The sequence below is a fragment of the Pseudomonas sp. FP1762 genome, from assembly GCF_030687105.1.
Classification (GTDB): domain Bacteria; phylum Pseudomonadota; class Gammaproteobacteria; order Pseudomonadales; family Pseudomonadaceae; genus Aquipseudomonas; species Aquipseudomonas siliginis.
The window spans coordinates 5,294,414-5,313,892 of the sequence record NZ_CP117458.1; the positions used below are offsets into that span (position 1 = coordinate 5,294,414).

General features: G+C 55.2%; 27 protein-coding genes. All 27 read right to left on the reverse strand.

The annotated features are described in order from the left end of the window. Positions 1 to 11: 11 nt before the first annotated feature. On the reverse strand, positions 12 to 1,340 hold the full coding sequence (gene secY, locus PSH90_RS23660; RefSeq protein ID WP_016772945.1) for a preprotein translocase subunit SecY: 1,329 nt from the start codon (positions 1,338 to 1,340) through the stop codon (positions 12 to 14). Continuing rightward, positions 1,341 to 1,778, reverse strand: a complete 438-nt coding sequence (gene rplO / locus PSH90_RS23665) for a 50S ribosomal protein L15 (protein ID WP_003228720.1) — start codon at positions 1,776 to 1,778, stop codon at positions 1,341 to 1,343. 3 nt (positions 1,779 to 1,781) lie between these two features. Next, the gene (rpmD, locus tag PSH90_RS23670) at positions 1,782 to 1,958 is read right to left on the reverse strand and encodes a 50S ribosomal protein L30 (protein ID WP_003176408.1); all 177 of its coding nucleotides are present in this window, start codon (positions 1,956 to 1,958) and stop codon (positions 1,782 to 1,784) included. Between the two features lie 2 nt (positions 1,959 to 1,960). Beyond that, positions 1,961 to 2,461: a 30S ribosomal protein S5 gene (gene rpsE, locus PSH90_RS23675; RefSeq protein ID WP_007955637.1), complete on the reverse strand. Its 501-nt coding sequence runs from the start codon at positions 2,459 to 2,461 to the stop codon at positions 1,961 to 1,963. Between the two features lie 3 nt (positions 2,462 to 2,464). Beyond that, a complete protein-coding gene (gene rplR / locus PSH90_RS23680; RefSeq protein WP_003186037.1) occupies positions 2,465 to 2,815 on the reverse strand; it encodes a 50S ribosomal protein L18 in 351 nt (116 codons plus the stop codon). A gap of 10 nt (positions 2,816 to 2,825) precedes the next feature. Next, the gene (gene rplF / locus PSH90_RS23685; RefSeq protein WP_003228722.1) at positions 2,826 to 3,359 is read right to left on the reverse strand and encodes a 50S ribosomal protein L6; all 534 of its coding nucleotides are present in this window, start codon (positions 3,357 to 3,359) and stop codon (positions 2,826 to 2,828) included. Positions 3,360 to 3,371: 12 nt separating this feature from the next. After that, entirely contained in the window at positions 3,372 to 3,764 is a 393-nt protein-coding gene (gene rpsH, locus PSH90_RS23690; protein ID WP_016772944.1) for a 30S ribosomal protein S8, read from the reverse strand. 208 nt (positions 3,765 to 3,972) lie between these two features. Beyond that, entirely contained in the window at positions 3,973 to 4,278 is a 306-nt protein-coding gene (gene rpsN / locus PSH90_RS23695) for a 30S ribosomal protein S14 (protein WP_003186042.1), read from the reverse strand. A gap of 13 nt (positions 4,279 to 4,291) precedes the next feature. Continuing rightward, on the reverse strand, positions 4,292 to 4,831 hold the full coding sequence (gene rplE, locus PSH90_RS23700; RefSeq protein ID WP_003210069.1) for a 50S ribosomal protein L5: 540 nt from the start codon (positions 4,829 to 4,831) through the stop codon (positions 4,292 to 4,294). A gap of 20 nt (positions 4,832 to 4,851) precedes the next feature. Beyond that, positions 4,852 to 5,166 (reverse strand): 50S ribosomal protein L24, encoded by a 315-nt coding sequence (gene rplX / locus PSH90_RS23705; RefSeq protein WP_003186046.1) that lies wholly within the window; start codon positions 5,164 to 5,166, stop codon positions 4,852 to 4,854. 11 nt (positions 5,167 to 5,177) lie between these two features. Continuing rightward, positions 5,178 to 5,546 carry a 50S ribosomal protein L14 gene (gene rplN / locus PSH90_RS23710; protein WP_002555479.1) on the reverse strand — a complete coding sequence of 123 codons (369 nt, stop codon included), beginning with the start codon at positions 5,544 to 5,546 and terminating at the stop codon, positions 5,178 to 5,180. A gap of 23 nt (positions 5,547 to 5,569) precedes the next feature. Beyond that, a complete protein-coding gene (gene rpsQ, locus PSH90_RS23715; RefSeq protein WP_003194644.1) occupies positions 5,570 to 5,836 on the reverse strand; it encodes a 30S ribosomal protein S17 in 267 nt (88 codons plus the stop codon). A 2-nt stretch (positions 5,837 to 5,838) separates the two neighbouring features. Beyond that, positions 5,839 to 6,030, reverse strand: coding sequence for a 50S ribosomal protein L29 (gene rpmC, locus PSH90_RS23720; protein WP_002555481.1), 192 nt, complete (start codon positions 6,028 to 6,030; stop codon positions 5,839 to 5,841). Beyond that, positions 6,030 to 6,443: a 50S ribosomal protein L16 gene (gene rplP / locus PSH90_RS23725; protein WP_003228729.1), complete on the reverse strand. Its 414-nt coding sequence runs from the start codon at positions 6,441 to 6,443 to the stop codon at positions 6,030 to 6,032. Before rplP ends, rpmC begins: the two co-directional genes overlap by 1 nt. A gap of 12 nt (positions 6,444 to 6,455) precedes the next feature. Next, positions 6,456 to 7,142, reverse strand: coding sequence for a 30S ribosomal protein S3 (gene rpsC, locus PSH90_RS23730; RefSeq protein WP_003176422.1), 687 nt, complete (start codon positions 7,140 to 7,142; stop codon positions 6,456 to 6,458). A 13-nt stretch (positions 7,143 to 7,155) separates the two neighbouring features. Next, complete coding sequence (gene rplV / locus PSH90_RS23735; protein WP_003103908.1) at positions 7,156 to 7,488, reverse strand: 50S ribosomal protein L22; 333 nt, start codon at positions 7,486 to 7,488, stop codon at positions 7,156 to 7,158. Positions 7,489 to 7,499: 11 nt separating this feature from the next. Then, positions 7,500 to 7,775, reverse strand: coding sequence for a 30S ribosomal protein S19 (gene rpsS, locus PSH90_RS23740; protein WP_011336172.1), 276 nt, complete (start codon positions 7,773 to 7,775; stop codon positions 7,500 to 7,502). Between the two features lie 16 nt (positions 7,776 to 7,791). Continuing rightward, complete coding sequence (gene rplB / locus PSH90_RS23745) at positions 7,792 to 8,616, reverse strand: 50S ribosomal protein L2 (protein ID WP_016772943.1); 825 nt, start codon at positions 8,614 to 8,616, stop codon at positions 7,792 to 7,794. 14 nt (positions 8,617 to 8,630) lie between these two features. Next, a complete protein-coding gene (gene rplW, locus PSH90_RS23750) occupies positions 8,631 to 8,930 on the reverse strand; it encodes a 50S ribosomal protein L23 (protein ID WP_002555488.1) in 300 nt (99 codons plus the stop codon). After that, complete coding sequence (rplD, locus tag PSH90_RS23755; RefSeq protein ID WP_003228735.1) at positions 8,927 to 9,529, reverse strand: 50S ribosomal protein L4; 603 nt, start codon at positions 9,527 to 9,529, stop codon at positions 8,927 to 8,929. The genes rplW and rplD overlap by 4 nt, the downstream gene beginning before the upstream one ends. A 12-nt stretch (positions 9,530 to 9,541) precedes the next feature. Beyond that, positions 9,542 to 10,177 carry a 50S ribosomal protein L3 gene (rplC, locus tag PSH90_RS23760; RefSeq protein WP_003228738.1) on the reverse strand — a complete coding sequence of 212 codons (636 nt, stop codon included), beginning with the start codon at positions 10,175 to 10,177 and terminating at the stop codon, positions 9,542 to 9,544. A gap of 80 nt (positions 10,178 to 10,257) precedes the next feature. Beyond that, positions 10,258 to 10,569, reverse strand: a complete 312-nt coding sequence (gene rpsJ, locus PSH90_RS23765; protein ID WP_003186070.1) for a 30S ribosomal protein S10 — start codon at positions 10,567 to 10,569, stop codon at positions 10,258 to 10,260. 154 nt (positions 10,570 to 10,723) lie between these two features. Continuing rightward, positions 10,724 to 11,917 (reverse strand): elongation factor Tu, encoded by a 1,194-nt coding sequence (gene tuf, locus PSH90_RS23770; protein ID WP_064361246.1) that lies wholly within the window; start codon positions 11,915 to 11,917, stop codon positions 10,724 to 10,726. A 31-nt stretch (positions 11,918 to 11,948) separates the two neighbouring features. Beyond that, positions 11,949 to 14,054 (reverse strand): elongation factor G, encoded by a 2,106-nt coding sequence (fusA, locus tag PSH90_RS23775; RefSeq protein WP_016772942.1) that lies wholly within the window; start codon positions 14,052 to 14,054, stop codon positions 11,949 to 11,951. Between the two features lie 30 nt (positions 14,055 to 14,084). Continuing rightward, positions 14,085 to 14,558 (reverse strand): 30S ribosomal protein S7, encoded by a 474-nt coding sequence (gene rpsG, locus PSH90_RS23780; RefSeq protein WP_016772941.1) that lies wholly within the window; start codon positions 14,556 to 14,558, stop codon positions 14,085 to 14,087. A gap of 107 nt (positions 14,559 to 14,665) precedes the next feature. After that, positions 14,666 to 15,037, reverse strand: coding sequence for a 30S ribosomal protein S12 (rpsL, locus tag PSH90_RS23785; protein ID WP_003186084.1), 372 nt, complete (start codon positions 15,035 to 15,037; stop codon positions 14,666 to 14,668). Positions 15,038 to 15,253: 216 nt separating this feature from the next. Further along, positions 15,254 to 19,453 carry a DNA-directed RNA polymerase subunit beta' gene (gene rpoC / locus PSH90_RS23790; RefSeq protein ID WP_016772940.1) on the reverse strand — a complete coding sequence of 1,400 codons (4,200 nt, stop codon included), beginning with the start codon at positions 19,451 to 19,453 and terminating at the stop codon, positions 15,254 to 15,256. Between the last annotated feature and the right edge of the window lie 26 nt (positions 19,454 to 19,479).

Here is a 19,479-nt window from a genome sequence, read left to right on the forward strand (position 1 = left end):
CTTATGGGTACTCAGCGCAACATGCCGCTGCCGTAACCCTTCAGGTTGGCTTTCTTCATCAGGGATTCGTACTGGTGCGAAACGAGGTGCGATTGTACTTGGGACATGAAGTCCATCACAACCACGACCACGATCAGCAACGAGGTCCCGCCAAGGTAGAACGGAACGTTTGCTGCAACCACCAGGAATTGGGGCAACAGGCACACGGCCGTCATGTAAAGAGCACCGAACAGGGTCAAGCGGGTCAGAACGCCATCAATATAGCGCGCAGACTGCTCACCTGGACGAATGCCCGGAATAAAGGCACCGGACTTCTTCAGGTTTTCCGCTACGTCTTTCGGATTGAACATCAACGCCGTATAGAAGAAGCAGAAGAAAATAATCCCTGCACTAAACAGCAGAATATTCAACGGCTGACCAGGAGCGATCGACTGCGAGATGTCCTGCAACCAGCCCATACCTTCAGACTGACCGAACCAGGCACCCAACGAAGCCGGGAACAGCAAAATGCTGCTCGCGAAAATAGCCGGAATAACACCGGCCATGTTCACCTTCAGCGGCAAGTGGCTTGTCTGCGCAGCAAAAACCTTGCGGCCCTGCTGACGCTTGGCGTAATGAACAGCGATACGACGCTGACCACGCTCAATGAACACCACGAAACCGATAATCGCTACTGCCAGCAAACCGATGGCAACCAGGGCGAAGATGTTGATATCACCCTGACGCGCAGACTCGAAAGACTGCCCGATTGCTCTCGGAAGACCGGCGACGATACCCGAAAAAATCAACATCGAGATACCGTTGCCAACACCACGCTCAGTAATCTGCTCACCCAGCCACATCATGAACATCGCACCAGCCACAAATGTGGTTACCGCGACGAAATGGAAGCCAAAGTCACCAGTGAACGCGACGCCCTGCCCCGCCAGACCAATGGACATGCCAATAGCCTGGACCAGAGCGAGAGCGACGGTGAGGTAGCGGGTGTACTGGCTAATCTTGCGACGGCCAGCTTCACCTTCCTTCTTCAACTGCTCCAGCTGCGGGCTGACGGCGGTCATCAGTTGCATGATGATCGATGCCGAAATGTACGGCATGATCCCCAGTGCAAAGATGCTCATCCGTTCCAGCGCGCCGCCGGAGAACATGTTGAACAAGCTAAGAATGGTCCCCTCATTCTGTCGAAACAGGTCTGCGAGTCGGTCCGGGTTGATACCTGGAACCGGGATGTGTGCGCCTATTCGGTAGACGATAATCGCCAGGAACAGAAAACGCAGACGAGCCCAGAGTTCAGACATACCGCCTTTGCCGAGCGCAGAGAGAGCACCTTGCTTAGCCATTTATTCCTCGAACTTGCCGCCAGCTGCTTCGATAGCCGCACGCGCACCTTTGGTGGCGCCGATTCCCTTGCCGATAGTGACAGCGCGAGTCACTTCACCGGACAGCATGATTTTCACACGCTGTACGTTGACGTTGATCACGTTGGCATCTTTCAGGGACTGCACAGTAACGATGTCGCCTTCCACTTTAGCCAGCTCGGACAAACGCACTTCTGCGCGATCCATGGCTTTCAGGGAAACGAAACCGAACTTAGGCAGACGACGATGCAGCGGCTGTTGACCGCCTTCAAAGCCTGGAGCGATGGTGCCACCGGAGCGGGAGGTCTGACCTTTGTGACCACGGCCACCAGTCTTGCCCAAACCACTACCGATACCACGGCCCGGACGATGCTTTTCGCGACGGGAACCCGGCGCTGGACTCAGATCATTGAGTTTCATCGATTAACCCTCGACACGCAGCATGTAGTAAGCCTTGTTGATCATCCCGCGATTCTCGGGAGTATCCTGGACTTCTACAGTGTGACCGATGCGACGCAGACCCAGACCCTTAACGCACAATTTGTGGTTAGGGATGCGGCCGGTCATGCTTTTGATCAGCGTAACTTTAACGGTAGCCATGATTACTTGATCTCCTCAACACGCAGGCCACGCTTGGCAGCGATGGACTCAGGAGACTGCATAGCCTTCAGACCCTTGAAAGTGGCGTGAACCACGTTTACCGGGTTAGTCGAGCCGTAGCACTTGGCCAGAACGTTCTGAACGCCAGCAACTTCGAGGACAGCACGCATAGCGCCGCCAGCGATGATACCGGTACCTTCAGAAGCAGGCTGCATGTACACCTTCGAAGCGCCGTGAGCGGACTTCATTGCGTACTGCAGAGTGGTGCCGTTCAGGTCAACTTGAATCATGTTGCGGCGAGCAGCTTCCATTGCCTTCTGGATCGCAGCAGGCACTTCACGCGACTTGCCACGGCCGAAGCCAACACGCCCTTTACCATCACCAACCACGGTCAACGCGGTGAAAGTGAAGATACGGCCGCCTTTAACGGTTTTGGCTACGCGGTTAACTTGAACCAGCTTCTCGATGTAGCCTTCGTCGCGCTTTTGGTCGTTATTTGACATAACTTAGAACTCCAGCCCAGCTTCACGAGCAGCATCAGCCAGCGCTTTAACGCGGCCATGGTACTTGAAGCCAGAGCGGTCGAAAGCCACTTGCGATACGCCAGCGGCCTTAGCACGCGTAGCGACCAGCTGGCCAACCTTTGTGGCCGCGTCGATGTTGCCAGTGGCACCATCACGCAGTTCTTTATCCAAAGTCGAGGCACTTGCCAGGACTTTGTTGCCGTCGGCCGAGATGACCTGGGCGTAGATGTGCTGCGACGAGCGGAACACGCAGAGACGCACGACTTCGAGTTCGTGCATTTTCAGGCGTGCTTTGCGAGCGCGACGCAGTCGAGTAACTTTTTTGTCGGTCATTTGCTATGCCCTACTTCTTCTTGGCTTCTTTACGACGGACGACTTCGTCCGCGTAGCGCACACCTTTGCCTTTGTACGGCTCTGGTGGACGGAAGTCGCGGATCTCGGCGGCCACTTGACCTACCAGCTGCTTGTCGATGCCCTTGATCAGGATATCGGTCTGGCTAGGAGTCTCAGCGGTGATGCCTTCCGGCAGTTCGTAATCCACTGGGTGCGAGAAGCCAAGAGCCAGGTTCAGAACCTGACCTTTTGCTTGCGCTTTGTAACCAACACCGACCAGCTGGAGCTTGCGCTCGAAGCCTTGGCTTACGCCCTGGACCATGTTGTTTACCAACGCACGTGTGGTACCGGCCATTGCGCGAGTTTGTTGATCGCCATTGCGAGCAGCGAAACGCAGCTCACCAGCTTCTTCAACGATCTCAACGGACGAATGGATGTTCAGTTCAAGAGTGCCCTTGGCACCCTTCACCGAAAGCTGTTGGCCTGCGAATTTGACTTCGACACCGGCTGGCAGCTTAACGGGGTTCTTAGCGACGCGAGACATGCTTATCCCCCCTTAGAACACAGTGCAAAGAACTTCGCCGCCGACACCGGCAGCGCGCGCAGCACGATCAGTCATCACACCTTTGTTGGTGGAGACGATAGACACGCCAAGACCGCCACGAACTTTCGGCAGATCTTCAACGGACTTGTACTGACGCAGGCCTGGACGACTAACGCGCTTCACTTCTTCGATAACCGGACGGCCTTCGAAGTACTTCAGCGAGATGGACAGCGACGGCTTGGCGTCGGTGGTGATCTGAAAATCCGCGATGTAACCTTCGTCCTTCAGGACTTTTGCTACAGCAGCCTTCAACGTGGAAGACGGCATGCTTACGACAGACTTTTCAGCCATCTGGGCATTACGGATTCGAGTTAGCATGTCCGCTAACGGGTCCTGCATACTCATGGGCTAGACGCTCCTAATACAAAAAAATTAGCCTTGCGGCTACTACTTGTCGCCGAGAACTTCCGGGCAGAAAAACACGGGCTCAGGCGAGCCGGTCATTCTAGACACACCCCAGAAATGAATCAAGCCCCAAAAGGGGCTTGATTCAGATTCAAGGCCACCGATGGTCAGGTTCTTGCGAACCCGAACATCGAGACTTTGACAACTGTTACCAGCTGGCTTTAACCAGACCTGGTACGTCACCACGCATTGCAGCTTGACGCAGCATGTTACGGCCGAGGCCGAACTTGCGGTACACGCCGTGCGGACGACCAGTCAGGCGGCAACGGTTACGCATGCGCGAAGCGCTTGCGTCACGTGGTTGCTTCTGCAGAGCTACGGTAGCTTCCCAACGCGCTTCTGGACTTGCGTTCAGATCGACGATGATAGCTTTCAGCGCTGCACGCTTGGTGGCGTACTTGGCAACGGTGAGCTGACGCTTCAGCTCACGGTTCTTCATGCTCTTCTTGGCCATTTTCCTACTCCAATCAGTTGCGGAACGGGAATTTGAAAGCACGCAGCAGAGCGCGGCCTTCATCATCGTTCTTGGCAGTGGTGGTCAGGGTAATGTCCAGACCGCGGAGAGCATCGATCTTGTCGTAGTCGATTTCCGGGAAGATGATCTGCTCTTTCACGCCCATGCTGTAGTTGCCGCGACCATCGAAGGACTTGGCATTCAGGCCGCGGAAGTCGCGAACCCGAGGCAGGGAGATCGACAGCAGACGATCCAGGAACTCGTACATACGCTCACGGCGCAGGGTCACTTTGACGCCGATCGGCCATCCTTCGCGGACTTTAAAGCCAGCGATGGATTTACGAGCGTAGGTCACAACGACTTTCTGGCCGGTGATCTTTTCCAGGTCAGCAACAGCGTGCTCGATGACTTTTTTGTCGCCGATCGCTTCGCCCAGACCCATGTTCAGGGTGATTTTGGTAACGCGCGGAACTTCCATCACGTTCGAAAGCTTAAGTTCTTCCTTAAGTTTCGGAGCGATTTCCTTCCGGTAAATCTCTTTTAGTCGTGCCATGGTCTTCTACCTAGCAGTGTTCAAGCATCAACCGCTTTTTGGGTCGACTTGAAGACACGAATTTTCTTACCGTCTTCTACTTTGAAACCAACGCGGTCAGCCTTGTTGGTTTCGCCGTTGAAGATGGCGACGTTGGAAGCGTGCAGTGGCGCTTCTTTCTCGACGATACCGCCCTGTACGCCCGACATCGGGTTAGGCTTGGTATGACGCTTGACCAGGTTCAGACCACCAACAACCAGACGGTTGTCAGCAAGAACCTTCAGCACCTTACCGCGCTTACCTTTGTCTTTGCCGGCGATCACGATGATCTCGTCGTCACGACGAATCTTTTGCATGTCGGATCTCCTTACAGCACTTCTGGGGCGAGCGAGACGATCTTCATGAACTTCTCAGTACGAAGTTCACGGGTCACTGGCCCAAAGATACGGGTGCCGATCGGCTCTTGCTTGTTGTTCAGAAGAACAGCAGCGTTGCCATCAAAGCGGATAATGGAGCCATCAGCACGACGTACGCCGTGACGAGTGCGGACTACAACAGCAGTCATCACTTGGCCTTTTTTCACTTTACCGCGAGGAATTGCTTCCTTCACGGTAACTTTGATGATGTCACCGATACCAGCGTAACGACGATGGGAGCCACCCAGCACCTTGATGCACATAACACGGCGAGCGCCGCTGTTATCGGCCACATCGAGCATGGATTGAGTCTGAATCATATAATTTCTCCGACCCCTAGCCCTTAGACTTCCACAGCGCGTTCGAGAACATCAACCAGCGCCCAAGACTTGGTCTTGGCCATCGGACGAGTTTCACGAATAGTGACTTTGTCGCCGATGTGGCACTGATTGGTTTCGTCGTGCGCGTGCAGCTTAGTCGAACGCTTAACGTATTTACCGTAGATCGGGTGCTTTACGCGACGCTCGATCAGAACGGTGATGGTTTTGTCCATCTTGTCGCTGACAACACGGCCAGTCAGCGTACGGACAGTTTTTTCGGCTTCAGCCATGATCACTTACCTGCCTGCTGGTTGAGCACAGTCTTCACGCGAGCGATGTCACGCTTAACTTGCGAGAGCAGATGAGACTGCCCCAACTGGCCAGTTGCTTTCTGCATGCGCAGATTGAACTGGTCGCGCAGCAAGCCGAGCAGTTGCTCGTTCAGCTGCTGTGCGGATTTTTCACGAAGTTCATTCGCTTTCATCACATCACCGTCCGTTTAACAAAGGAGGTGGCGAGCGGCAGCTTTGCAGCAGCCAGGGCGAAAGCCTCACGCGCCAGCTCTTCAGAAACACCCTCGATTTCATACAGGACTTTGCCTGGCTGAATCTGGGCAACCCAGTACTCCACGTTACCCTTACCTTTACCCATACGAACCTCAAGAGGCTTCTTGGAAATCGGCTTGTCCGGGAATACACGGATCCAGATCTTGCCGCCACGTTTTACGTGACGGGTCAGAGCACGACGCGCTGACTCGATCTGACGAGCGGTGAGACGACCACGAGCAACAGACTTCAGCGCGAACTCGCCGAAGCTGACTTTGCTACCGCGCAGTGCCAGACCACGGTTGTGGCCGGTCATCTGCTTGCGGAACTTCGTACGCTTTGGTTGCAACATTTGGCGTACCCCTTACTTAGCAGCTTTTTTACGAGGCGCTGGTGCTTGTGGTTTCAGTTCTTCTTGGCGACCACCAATAACTTCGCCTTTGAAGATCCAAACCTTTACACCGATCACACCGTAAGTGGTGTGAGCTTCGTAGTTGGCATAGTCGATGTCGGCACGCAGGGTGTGCAGTGGCACACGACCTTCGCGATACCATTCAGTACGTGCGATTTCAGCACCGCCGAGACGACCGCTCACTTGGATTTTGATGCCTTTGGCACCAATGCGCATGGCGTTCTGTACAGCGCGCTTCATAGCGCGACGGAACATTACACGACGCTCCAGCTGCTGAGCTACGCTCTGCGCAACCAGCATACCGTCGAGCTCCGGCTTGCGGATCTCTTCGATATTGATGTGCACAGGCACACCCATTTGCTTGGTCAGGTCCTGACGCAGTTTCTCAACATCTTCACCTTTCTTCCCGATAACGATACCTGGACGAGCGGTGTGGATGGTGATGCGTGCAGTTTGGGCCGGACGATGGATATCGATACGGCTTACGGACGCGCTTTTTAGTTTGTCTTGGAGATACTCACGCACTTTCAGATCTGCGAACAAGTAGTCCGCATAAGTCCGACCGTCTGCGTACCAGACGGAGGTGTGCTCCTTGACGATTCCCAGGCGAATGCCAATGGGATGTACTTTCTGACCCATCTCTTCGACTCCGTTACTTGTCAGCAACCTTGACAGTGATATGGCAAGACCGCTTGACGATGCGATCAGCACGGCCTTTGGCACGTGGCATGATGCGCTTCAGCGAACGCCCTTCGTTGACGAAAACGGTGCTGACCTTCAGGTCATCAACGTCTGCGCCTTCGTTATGCTCGGCGTTGGCTACGGCCGACTCCAGCACTTTCTTCATGATCTCGGCGGCTTTCTTACTGCTGAAAGCCAACAGGTTGAGCGCTTCGCCCACCTTCTTCCCGCGGATCTGGTCGGCGACCAAGCGGGCTTTCTGGGCGGAGATTCGAGCGCCCGACAACTTAGCGGCTACTTCCATTTCCTTACCCCTTAACGCTTGGCTTTCTTGTCAGCCACGTGCCCGCGATAGTTGCGGGTACCGGCGAACTCGCCCAGTTTGTGGCCGACCATGTCTTCGTTAACGAGAACTGGGACGTGCTGACGACCGTTGTGTACTGCGATGGTCAGACCGACCATTTGTGGCAGGATCATCGAACGACGCGACCAGGTTTTAATTGGTTTGCGATCGTTCTTTTCCGCCGCCACTTCGATCTTCTTCAGTAGGTGAAGATCAATAAAAGGACCTTTTTTCAGAGAACGTGGCACTGTCGTATCCCTCTATTTACTTGCGACGACGGACGATCATTTTGTCGGTACGCTTATTACCACGAGTCTTCGCGCCCTTAGTCGGGAAGCCCCATGGCGATACCGGATGACGACCACCAGAGGTACGACCTTCACCACCACCATGTGGGTGGTCAACCGGGTTCATGGCAACACCACGAACGGTTGGGCGAACGCCACGCCAGCGTTTGGCACCAGCTTTACCCAGCGAACGCAGGCTGTGCTCGGAGTTCGAGACTTCACCCAGGGTCGCACGGCATTCAGCCAGGACTTTACGCATTTCACCGGAACGCAGACGCAGGGTCACGTAGACACCTTCACGAGCGATCAGCTGAGCCGAAGCACCAGCGGAACGAGCGATCTGTGCACCTTTACCTGGCTTCAATTCGATGCCGTGTACGGTAGAACCGACTGGAATGTTGCGCAGTTGCAGAGCGTTGCCTGGCTTGATTGGAGCCAGAGCGCCTGCGATCAGCTGGTCGCCAGCACTCACGCCTTTAGGGGCGATGATGTAGCGACGCTCGCCGTCTGCGTAGCACAGCAGTGCGATGTGAGCAGTACGGTTTGGATCGTATTCGATACGCTCGACAGTGGCGACGATGCCATCTTTGTCGTTGCGACGGAAATCGACCATACGGTAATGCTGCTTATGACCACCACCGATGTGACGAGTGGTAATACGGCCATTGTTGTTACGACCACCAGACTTCGATTTTTTCTCGAGCAGCGGTGCGTGAGGAGCGCCTTTATGCAGCTCCTGGTTGACCACCTTGACCACAAAACGGCGGCCAGGGGAAGTCGGTTTGCATTTAACGATTGCCATGATGCACCCCTTCCTTACTCAGCACTGCTGCTGAAATCGAGATCTTGGCCTGGCTGAAGGGAGATAACTGCCTTCTTCCAGTCATTACGCTTGCCCAGACCGCGAGCAGTGCGCTTGCTCTTACCCAGAACGTTCAGGGTAGTGACGCGCTCTACTTTCACGCTGAACAGGCTTTCGACGGCCTTCTTGATTTCCAGCTTGGTTGCATCAGTAGCAACCTTGAAAACGAACTGGCCTTTCTTGTCTGCCAGAACCGTAGCCTTCTCGGAAACGTGCGGGCCAAGCAGAACTTTAAATACGCGTTCCTGGTTCATCCCAGCAGCTCCTCGAATTTCTTCACGGCCGACACGGTGATCAACACCTTGTCGTATGCGATCAGACTAACTGGATCGGAACCTTGCACGTCACGTACATCTACGTGCGGCAGGTTGCGAGCAGCCAGGTACAGGTTCTGATCAACAGCGTCCGACACGATCAGAACGTCGGTCAGGCTCATGTTGTTCAGTTTGCCCAGCAGATCTTTGGTTTTCGGAGTTTCAACAGCGAAATCCTGAACCACGACCAGACGATCAGTACGCACCAGCTCAGCCAGGATGGAACGCATTGCTGCGCGATACATCTTCTTGTTCAGCTTCTGGGAGTGATCCTGTGGACGAGCTGCGAAAGTGGTACCGCCGCCACGCCAGATTGGGCTACGGATAGTACCGGCACGAGCACGGCCAGTACCTTTCTGACGCCATGGGCGCTTGCCGCCACCACGAACGTCGGAACGGGTCTTCTGCTGCTTGCTACCTTGACGGCCGCCGGCCATGTAGGCCACGACTGCTTGGTGAACCAGCGTCTCGTTGAATTCGCCGCCAAATGTCAGTTCGGAAACTTCGATCGCTTGAGCGTCATTTACATTTAATTGCATGTCAGCTTCCCCTTAACCGCGAGCCTTGGCTGCTGGACGTACAACCAGGTTGCCGCCAGTAGCGCCAGGAACAGCACCCTTGACCAACAACAGATTGCGTTCAGCGTCCACGCGCACTACTTCCAGGGACTGCACGGTCACGCGCTCAGCGCCCATATGACCGGACATTTTTTTGCCCTTGAATACACGACCAGGAGTCTGGCACTGGCCGATAGAGCCTGGGACGCGGTGGGATACGGAGTTACCGTGGGTGTTATCTTGCCCGCGGAAATTCCAACGCTTGATCGTACCCTGGAAGCCTTTACCCTTGGACTGACCGGTTACATCAACCAGTTGACCAGCGGCGAAGATTTCAGCGTTGATCAGATCGCCAGCCTGGTACTCGCCTTCTTCAAGGCGGAATTCCATGGTGGTGCGACCAGCGGCAACGTTCGCTTTAGCGAAGTGGCCAGCCTGAGCTGCTGTTACACGCGAAGCGCGACGCTCGCCGACAGTGACTTGCACTGCACGATAGCCATCGGTCTCTTCAGTTTTGAACTGGGTGACGCGATTCGGCTCGATCTCAATGACCGTGACCGGAATGGAGACACCTTCTTCGGTGAAAATACGGGTCATACCGCATTTACGACCGACTACACCAATAGTCATGTTGTAAACCTCATGAGTGTACGGGGCTTTCACCCGCTATGGCCGCCCATTTCAGAGCGTTACACGACCAAGACCGAGTCTTAGCCGAGGCTGATCTGCACTTCCACACCGGCCGCAAGATCAAGCTTCATCAGCGCGTCAACGGTTTTATCCGTTGGCTGGACGATGTCCAGAACACGCTTATGAGTGCGGATCTCGTACTGGTCACGCGCGTCTTTGTTGACGTGCGGGGAAACCAGAACGGTGAACCGCTCTTTACGGGTAGGCAGTGGAATTGGACCACGCACTTGAGCACCAGTACGTTTCGCGGTTTCCACGATTTCCTGGGTTGATTGGTCGATCAGGCGATGGTCAAAAGCCTTCAACCTGATACGGATTTGCTGATTTTGCATTGGATTTCAGACTCCGGCTGCTATTCCCACCGGGCGCAATACGCCCGTTAAAAGGAGGCGCAATTCTATAGACGCCCCCGATAGGTGTCAACCCAATAAAAAAGCCCCCGCTGAGCGGGGGCTTTTTCAATTCATCAAGCTGACTTTAAAAGTCTTACTCGATGATTTTGGCTACGACGCCAGCGCCGACGGTACGACCGCCTTCACGGATAGCGAAACGCAGACCATCTTCCATCGCGATGGTTTTGATCAGGGTAACAGTCATCTGAATGTTGTCACCTGGCATTACCATTTCAACGCCCTCTGGCAGCTCGCAGTTACCAGTCACGTCAGTAGTACGGAAGTAGAACTGTGGACGGTAGCCTTTGAAGAACGGAGTGTGACGACCGCCTTCTTCCTTGCTCAGAACGTAAACTTCTGCGGTGAACTTGGTGTGCGGCTTGACCGAACCTGGCTTGACCAGAACCTGGCCACGCTCAACGTCGTCACGCTTGGTACCACGCAGCAGAACGCCGCAGTTCTCGCCAGCACGACCTTCGTCGAGCAGCTTGCGGAACATTTCAACACCGGTGCAAGTAGTAACGGTGGTGTCACGCAGACCAACGATTTCCAGCGGATCCTGAACGCGAACGATACCGCGCTCGATACGACCAGTCACAACAGTACCGCGACCCGAGATCGAGAATACGTCTTCGATTGGCATCAGGAATGGCTTGTCGATCATACGAACTGGCTCTGGGATGTAGGCATCCAGAGTTTCAACCAGTTTCTTGACGGCAGTGGTGCCCATCTCGTTGTCGTCTTTGCCTTCCAGCGCCATACGAGCCGAACCGATGATGATCGGAGTGTCGTCGCCCGGGAAGTCGTAAGTCGACAGCAGGTCACGAACTTCCATCTCAACCAGTTCCAGCAGCTCAGCGTCGTCTACCAGGTCAGCCTTGTTCAGGAAGACCACGATGTACGGAACGCCAACCTGACGGGACAGCAGGATGTGCTCACGGGTTTGCGGCATCGGACCATCAGCGGCCGAGCAAACCAGGATAGCGCCGTCCATCTGAGCAGCACCGGTGATCATGTTCTTCACGTAGTCAGCGTGACCTGGGCAGTCAACGTGAGCGTAGTGACGGATCTTCGAGTTGTACTCAACGTGCGCGGTATTGATGGTGATACCGCGAGCTTTTTCTTCTGGTGCACTGTCGATCTTGTCGAAGTCAACGATTGCAGAACCGAAAACTTCGGAGCAAACGCGAGTCAGAGCAGCAGTCAGAGTGGTTTTACCGTGGTCAACGTGACCGATGGTGCCAACGTTGACGTGCGGTAGGGAACGATCAAATTTTTCTTTAGCCACGACAATTAACTCCTAGCCTAAAGGGGCTGAATCAGCCTTGTTTTTTGGTTACGGATTCGACGATGTGCGACGGAGCCGTATCATATTTTTTGAATTCCATAGAGTAGCTTGCGCGACCCTGGGACATGGAACGAACGTCGGTCGCATAACCGAACATCTCACCCAGTGGAACCTCGGCACGGATAACCTTGCCGGACACTGTGTCTTCCATACCCTGGATCATGCCGCGACGACGGTTAAGGTCGCCCATCACATCACCCATATAGTCTTCAGGCGTAACAACCTCTACCGCCATGATCGGCTCGAGCAACTCACCACCACCCTTCTGGGCCAGTTGCTTGGTCGCCATGGAAGCAGCCACTTTAAACGCCATCTCGTTGGAGTCGACGTCGTGGTAAGAACCATCGAACACGGTAGCCTTCAGGCCGATCAGCGGATAGCCGGCAACAACGCCGTTCTTCATCTGCTCTTCGATACCCTTCTGGATAGCCGGGATGTATTCCTTAGGAACCACACCACCTACAACTTCGTTCACGAATTGCAGACCTTCCTGACCTTCGTCAGCAGGAGCAAAACGGATCCAGCAGTGACCGAACTGGCCGCGACCACCGGACTGACGAACGAACTTGCCTTCGATTTCACAGTTCTTCGTGATGCGCTCACGATACGAAACCTGAGGCTTGCCGATGTTGGCTTCGACGTTGAACTCACGGCGCATCCGGTCAACCAGGATGTCCAGGTGCAGCTCGCCCATGCCGGAGATGATCGTCTGACCAGTCTCTTCATCAGTTTTAACGCGGAAAGACGGGTCTTCCTGAGCAAGTTTGCCCAGAGCGATACCCATTTTTTCCTGGTCATCCTTGGTCTTAGGCTCTACAGCAACCGAAATAACCGGCTCCGGGAAGTCCATGCGAACCAGGATGATTGGCTTGTCAGCGTTGCAGAGGGTTTCACCAGTGGTGACGTCCTTCATGCCGATCAGGGCCGCGATGTCACCAGCGCGTACTTCCTTGATCTCTTCACGGGCGTTTGCGTGCATTTGCACCATACGACCCACGCGCTCTTTCTTGCCTTTGACCGAGTTGATCACGCCGTCGCCGGAGTTCAACACGCCCGAGTAAACGCGGACGAAGGTCAGAGTACCCACGAATGGGTCGGTAGCGATCTTGAACGCCAGAGCCGCGAAAGGCTCGTTGTCGTCTGCATGACGCTCCATCTCTTCTTCCTCGTTATCAGGGTTGGAACCCTTGATAGCAGGAATGTCGGTCGGAGCAGGCAGGTAGTCGATAACGGCGTCGAGAACCAGGGGAACGCCCTTGTTCTTGAACGAAGAACCGCAAACGGCCAGAACGATTTCGCCGGCGATAGTACGCTGACGCAAAGCCGCCTTGATCTCTTCGATCGACAGCTCTTCGCCTTCCAGGTACTTGTTCATCAGCTCTTCGTTGGCTTCGGCGGCAGCTTCAACCATGTTGTTGCGCCACTCTTCCGCCAGCTCTTGCAGCTCGGCAGGAATGTCCTTGCGAACAGGAACCATACCTTTGTCGGAGTCGTTCCAGTAGACAGCTTGCATGTTGATCAGATCGATCTGACCCTGGAAGTTGTCTTCGGAACCGATGGCCAACTGGATCGGCACCGGAGTGTGACCCAGACGCTGCTTGATCTGACCGATCACGCGCAGGAAGTTGGCGCCGGCACGGTCCATCTTGTTTACGTAAACAAGACGTGGAACGCCGTATTTGTTGGCTTGACGCCATACGGTTTCCGACTGCGGCTCAACACCCGAAGTACCGCAGAACACAACGACAGCGCCGTCGAGTACGCGCAGGGAACGCTCAACTTCAATGGTGAAGTCAACGTGGCCCGGGGTATCGATTACGTTGAAACGGTGCTCGTGAGAGTACTGCTTCTCGGAACCTTTCCAGAAGGCGGTAATGGCAGCAGAAGTAATGGTAATACCACGCTCCTGCTCCTGAACCATCCAGTCTGTGGTCGCGGCGCCATCATGCACCTCGCCCATTTTGTGACTTTTGCCGGTGTAAAACAGTACGCGCTCGGTGGTGGTGGTTTTACCAGCATCCACGTGAGCGACGATACCGATGTTACGGTAGCGGCTAATCGGAGTAGTACGAGCCATAAAGCCCTCGCAAAATTAGTGAAGCTAAAATTAGAAGCGGTAGTGCGAGAAAGCTTTGTTAGCTTCGGCCATACGGTGCACGTCTTCACGCTTCTTAACAGCAGCACCTTTACCTTCAGCAGCATCCAGCAGTTCGCCAGCCAAACGCAGAGCCATAGACTTCTCGCCGCGCTTACGGGCGAAGTCTACCAACCAGCGCATTGCCAGAGCGTTACGACGGGAAGGACGAACCTCGACCGGAACCTGGTAAGTAGCACCACCAACGCGGCGCGACTTCACTTCGACCAGCGGAGCGATGGCGTCGAGTGCTTTTTCGAAGAGTTCCAGGGGATCGGTGCCAGCCTTACGGGCCGCAACGGTTTCCAGGGCACCATAAACGATACGCTCGGCAACGGCTTTCTTGCCGCTTTCCATAACGTGGTTCATGAATTTGGCGAGGATCTGGCTTCCGTATTTCGGATCGTCCAGAATCTCACGCTTTGCTGCTACGCGACGTCTTGGCATGATAAGCCCTCAAGCGGTCTTCAGGTTAGCTCGGGACAGATCCAGAGGATGCGTGCCCGACCTTACTCTTATCGACTCAATAAAATAAAAATCTGCAAAACGGCCGATTACTTCGGACGCTTGGTACCGTACTTCGAACGACCCTGGTTACGGCCTTTAACGCCGGAAGTATCCAAGGAGCCGCGAACGGTGTGGTAACGAACACCTGGCAAGTCTTTTACACGACCGCCGCGGATCAGTACCACGCTGTGCTCTTGCAGGTTGTGGCCTTCACCACCGATGTAGGAGGAAACCTCGAAACCGTTGGTCAGACGCACACGGCATACTTTACGCAGTGCCGAGTTAGGTTTTTTCGGCGTGGTGGTGTACACACGGGTGCACACGCCACGACGTTGCGGGCAGTTCTGCAGCGCAGGTACGTCGGATTTCTCGACGATACGCTTACGCGGCTGACGTACCAGCTGGTTGATAGTTGCCATCTACTAGCTCCACTGTTGTCTTGCGACGCTATTGTCTTGCAAGAAAAGCAAAATGGCAGGAACGAATTCCCGCCAAATTTAGGGGATCAAGAGTCTAAAGAGGATCTTGATTCCAGTCAAGGCAAGGCCCCGACCTCCCCGCCCATCGAACCTTGACTTAATGTCTCGATTCGACGAACGGAGCGATCAGGGCCTCACTCTCGTTTATCGCAGAACTCAGTTACCGCTCGAGTTCAGCGCTTCGGTCAGTGCAGCTTCCACTTCACTGGCGCTTACGCGCAACGGCTTGTCGGCATCACGGCGACGCTTGCGCTCGCTGTGATAGGCAAGACCGGTACCGGCCGGGATCAGACGACCCACGACTACGTTTTCTTTCAGGCCGCGCAGGTAATCGCGCTTGCCGGTGACTGCCGCTTCGGTCAGTACGCGAGTGGTTTCCTGGAAGGAAGCCGCCGAGATGAACGATTCGGTGGACAACGACGCCTTGGTGATACCCAGCAGAACGCGAGTGAACTTGGAGACAAACTTGTCTTCCGCGCTCAGACGCTCGTTCTCGACCAGAACGTGAGTCAGTTCCATCTGGTCGCCCTTGATGAAGCTGGAATCGCCGGACTCGGAGATCTCAACTTTACGCAGCATCTGACGCAGGATGGTCTCGATGTGCTTGTCGTTGATCTTCACGCCTTGCAGACGATAAACGTCCTGGATCTCGTTGACGATGTACTTGGCCAGCGCGCTCACACCCAGCAGACGCAGGATGTCGTGCGGATCGCTTGGACCGTCGGAGATAACTTCGCCGCGGTTTACCTGTTCGCCTTCGAAGACGTTCAGGTGACGCCACTTCGGAATCAGCTCTTCGTACGGATCGCTACCGTCGTTCGGGGTAATGACCAGACGGCGCTTGCCCTTGGTCTCTTTACCGAACGCGATGGTGCCGCTGACTTCAGCCAGAATCGACGCTTCTTTCGGACGACGCGCTTCGAACAGGTCGGCAACACGCGGCAGACCACCGGTGATGTCACGGGTCTTCGAAGTTTCCTGCGGGATACGAGCGATAACATCACCGATCGCAATCTTCGCACCGTCAGCCACACCGACCAGGGCGTTGGCTGGCAGGAAGTACTGAGCGATAACGTCAGTGCCTGGCAGCAACAGATCCTTGCCGTTGTCGTCGACCATCTTCACTGCTGGACGGATTTCCTTGCCGGCAGCTGGACGATCTTTCGCGTCGAGTACTTCAATGTTGGTCATACCGGTCAATTCGTCAGTCTGACGCTTGATCGTGATGCCCTCTTCCATGCCCACGTAGGTCACGGTACCTTTCATTTCGGTAACGATCGGGTGAGTGTGCGGATCCCACTTGGCCACGATTGCGCCAGCGTCGACCTTGTCACCTTCTTTAACCGAAATCACAGCACCGTACGGCAGCTTGTAACGCTCGCGCTCACGACCGAAATCGTCCGCGATTGCCAGCTCACCGGAACGGGACACAGCAACCAGATGGCCATCCACTCGCTCAACGTGCTTCAGGTTGTGCAGACGGACGGTACCGCCATTCTTCACCTGAACGCTGTCGGCTGCGGAAGTACGGCTTGCCGCACCACCGATGTGGAACGTACGCATGGTCAGCTGGGTACCCGGCTCACCGATGGACTGGGCAGCGATAACGCCGACCGCTTCACCGATGTTCACCTGGTGACCACGAGCCAGATCACGGCCGTAGCACTTGGCGCAAATGCCATAGCGGGTTTCGCAGCTGATCGGCGAACGCACGATCACTTCGTCGATGCTGTTCAGCTCGATGAATTCGACCCACTTCTCGTCTACCAGAGTACCGGCAGGAACGATGACGTCCTCGGTGCCTGGCTTGAATACGTCACGGGCAATGACACGACCCAATACGCGCTCACCCAACGGCTCTACAACGTCACCGCCCTCAATGTGCGGAGTCATCAGCAGACCGTGTTCGGTGCCGCAATCGATCTCGGTTACAACCAGATCCTGCGCCACGTCTACCAGACGACGAGTCAGGTAACCGGAGTTCGCAGTTTTCAACGCGGTATCCGCCAGACCTTTACGAGCACCGTGAGTCGAGATGAAGTACTGAAGTACGCTCAAACCTTCACGGAAGTTCGCAGTAATCGGCGTTTCAATGATGGAACCGTCCGGCTTGGCCATCAGACCACGCATACCGGCCAGCTGACGAATCTGTGCTGCGGAACCCCGCGCACCCGAGTCGGCCATCATGTACATCGAGTTGAAAGACTCTTGGTCGACTTCGTCGCCGTGACGGTCGATGACTTTCTCTTTCGAGAGGTTGGCCATCATCGCCTTGGAAACTTCGTCGTTCGCTTTCGACCAGAGGTCGATCACTTTGTTGTACTTCTCGCCCTGGGTTACCAGGCCGGAGGCGTACTGGCTCTCGATCTCTTTCACTTCGTCGGTGGCTGCACCGATGATGCGGGCTTTTTCATCCGGGATAACGAAGTCGTTAACACCGATGGAAACGCCGGAGATGGTCGAGTACGCGAAACCGGTGTACATCAACTGGTCAGCGAAGATCACGGTCTCTTTCAGACCAACCACGCGGTAGCACTGGTTGATCAGCTTGGAGATCGCCTTTTTCTTCATCGGCAGGTTGACGACGTCGAACGACAGACCTTTTGGCACAACCTGGAACAGCAGCGCACGGCCGACAGTGGTGTCGACAATACGGGTACCGCTCACGCTGTTGCCGTCACGGTCGTTGACGGTTTCGTTGATACGAACCTTGACCTTGGCGTGCAGTGCGGCTTCGCCGGCACGGAACACACGGTCGACTTCCTGCAGATCCGCGAACACACGACCTTCGCCCTTGGCGTTGATCGCTTCACGAGTCATGTAGTACAGACCCAATACAACGTCCTGCGACGGAACGATGATTGGCTCACCGTTGGCTGGCGACAGAATGTTGTTGGTCGACATCATCAGCGCACGCGCTTCGAGCTGGGCTTCCAGTGTCAGCGGTACGTGCACGGCCATTTGGTCGCCGTCGAAGTCGGCGTTGTACGCGGCGCAGACCAGCGGGTGCAGCTGGATAGCCTTACCTTCGATCAGTACCGGTTCAAACGCCTGGATACCCAGACGGTGAAGGGTTGGTGCACGGTTGAGAAGAACCGGGTGTTCGCGAATCACTTCAGCTAGAACGTCCCAAACCTCTGGCAGTTCGCGCTCGACCATTTTCTTGGCAGCTTTGATGGTGGTCGCCAGACCACGCATTTCCAGCTTGCCGAAAATGAACGGCTTGAACAGCTCGAGAGCCATCTTCTTCGGCAGACCGCACTGGTGCAGACGCAGGGTCGGGCCTACGGTAATTACCGAACGACCGGAGTAGTCAACACGCTTACCGAGCAAGTTCTGACGGAAACGACCCTGCTTACCCTTGATCATGTCAGCCAGGGATTTCAGAGGACGCTTGTTGGAACCGGTGATAGCGCGGCCACGACGACCGTTGTCGAGCAGTGCATCGACAGCTTCCTGCAACATGCGCTTTTCGTTGCGCACGATGATGTCCGGAGCCGACAGATCCAGCAGGCGCTTCAAACGGTTGTTACGGTTGATCACTCGACGATACAGATCGTTGAGGTCGGAGGTCGCGAAACGACCGCCATCCAGCGGGACCAGTGGACGCAGATCTGGCGGCAGAACCGGCAGAACGGTCAGCACCATCCACTCTGGCAGGTTGCCGGAACCCTGGAAGGCTTCCATCAACTTCAGACGCTTGGACAGCTTCTTGATCTTGGTTTCCGAGTTGGTTTGCGGAATTTCTTCGCGCAGACGGCCAATCTCGTGCTCCAGGTCGATAGCGTGCAGCAGTTCACGGACAGCTTCAGCACCCATGCGGGCATCGAAATCGTCACCGAACTCTTCAAGCGCTTCGAAGTACTGCTCGTCGTTCAGCAGCTGACCTTTTTCAAGGGTGGTCATGCCTGGATCGATAACGACATAGCTCTCGAAGTAGAGAACGCGCTCGATATCACGCAGGGTCATGTCCATCAGCAGGCCGATACGGGACGGCAGCGATTTCAGGAACCAGATGTGGGCAACCGGCGAAGCCAGCTCGATGTGCGCCATGCGCTCACGACGAACCTTGGCCAGTGCAACTTCAACGCCGCACTTCTCGCAGATCACACCACGGTGCTTCAAGCGCTTGTACTTACCGCACAGGCACTCGTAATCCTTTACCGGGCCAAAGATCTTGGCGCAGAACAGGCCGTCACGCTCAGGTTTGAACGTACGGTAGTTGATGGTTTCCGGCTTTTTAACTTCACCGAACGACCACGAACGGATCATCTCCGGCGAGGCCAATCCGATACGGATGGCGTCGAACTCTTCGACTTGACCCTGGTTTTTCAGCAAATTCAGTAGGTCTTTCAAGGCCTTTCCTCCTGGCGGAGCAGAGA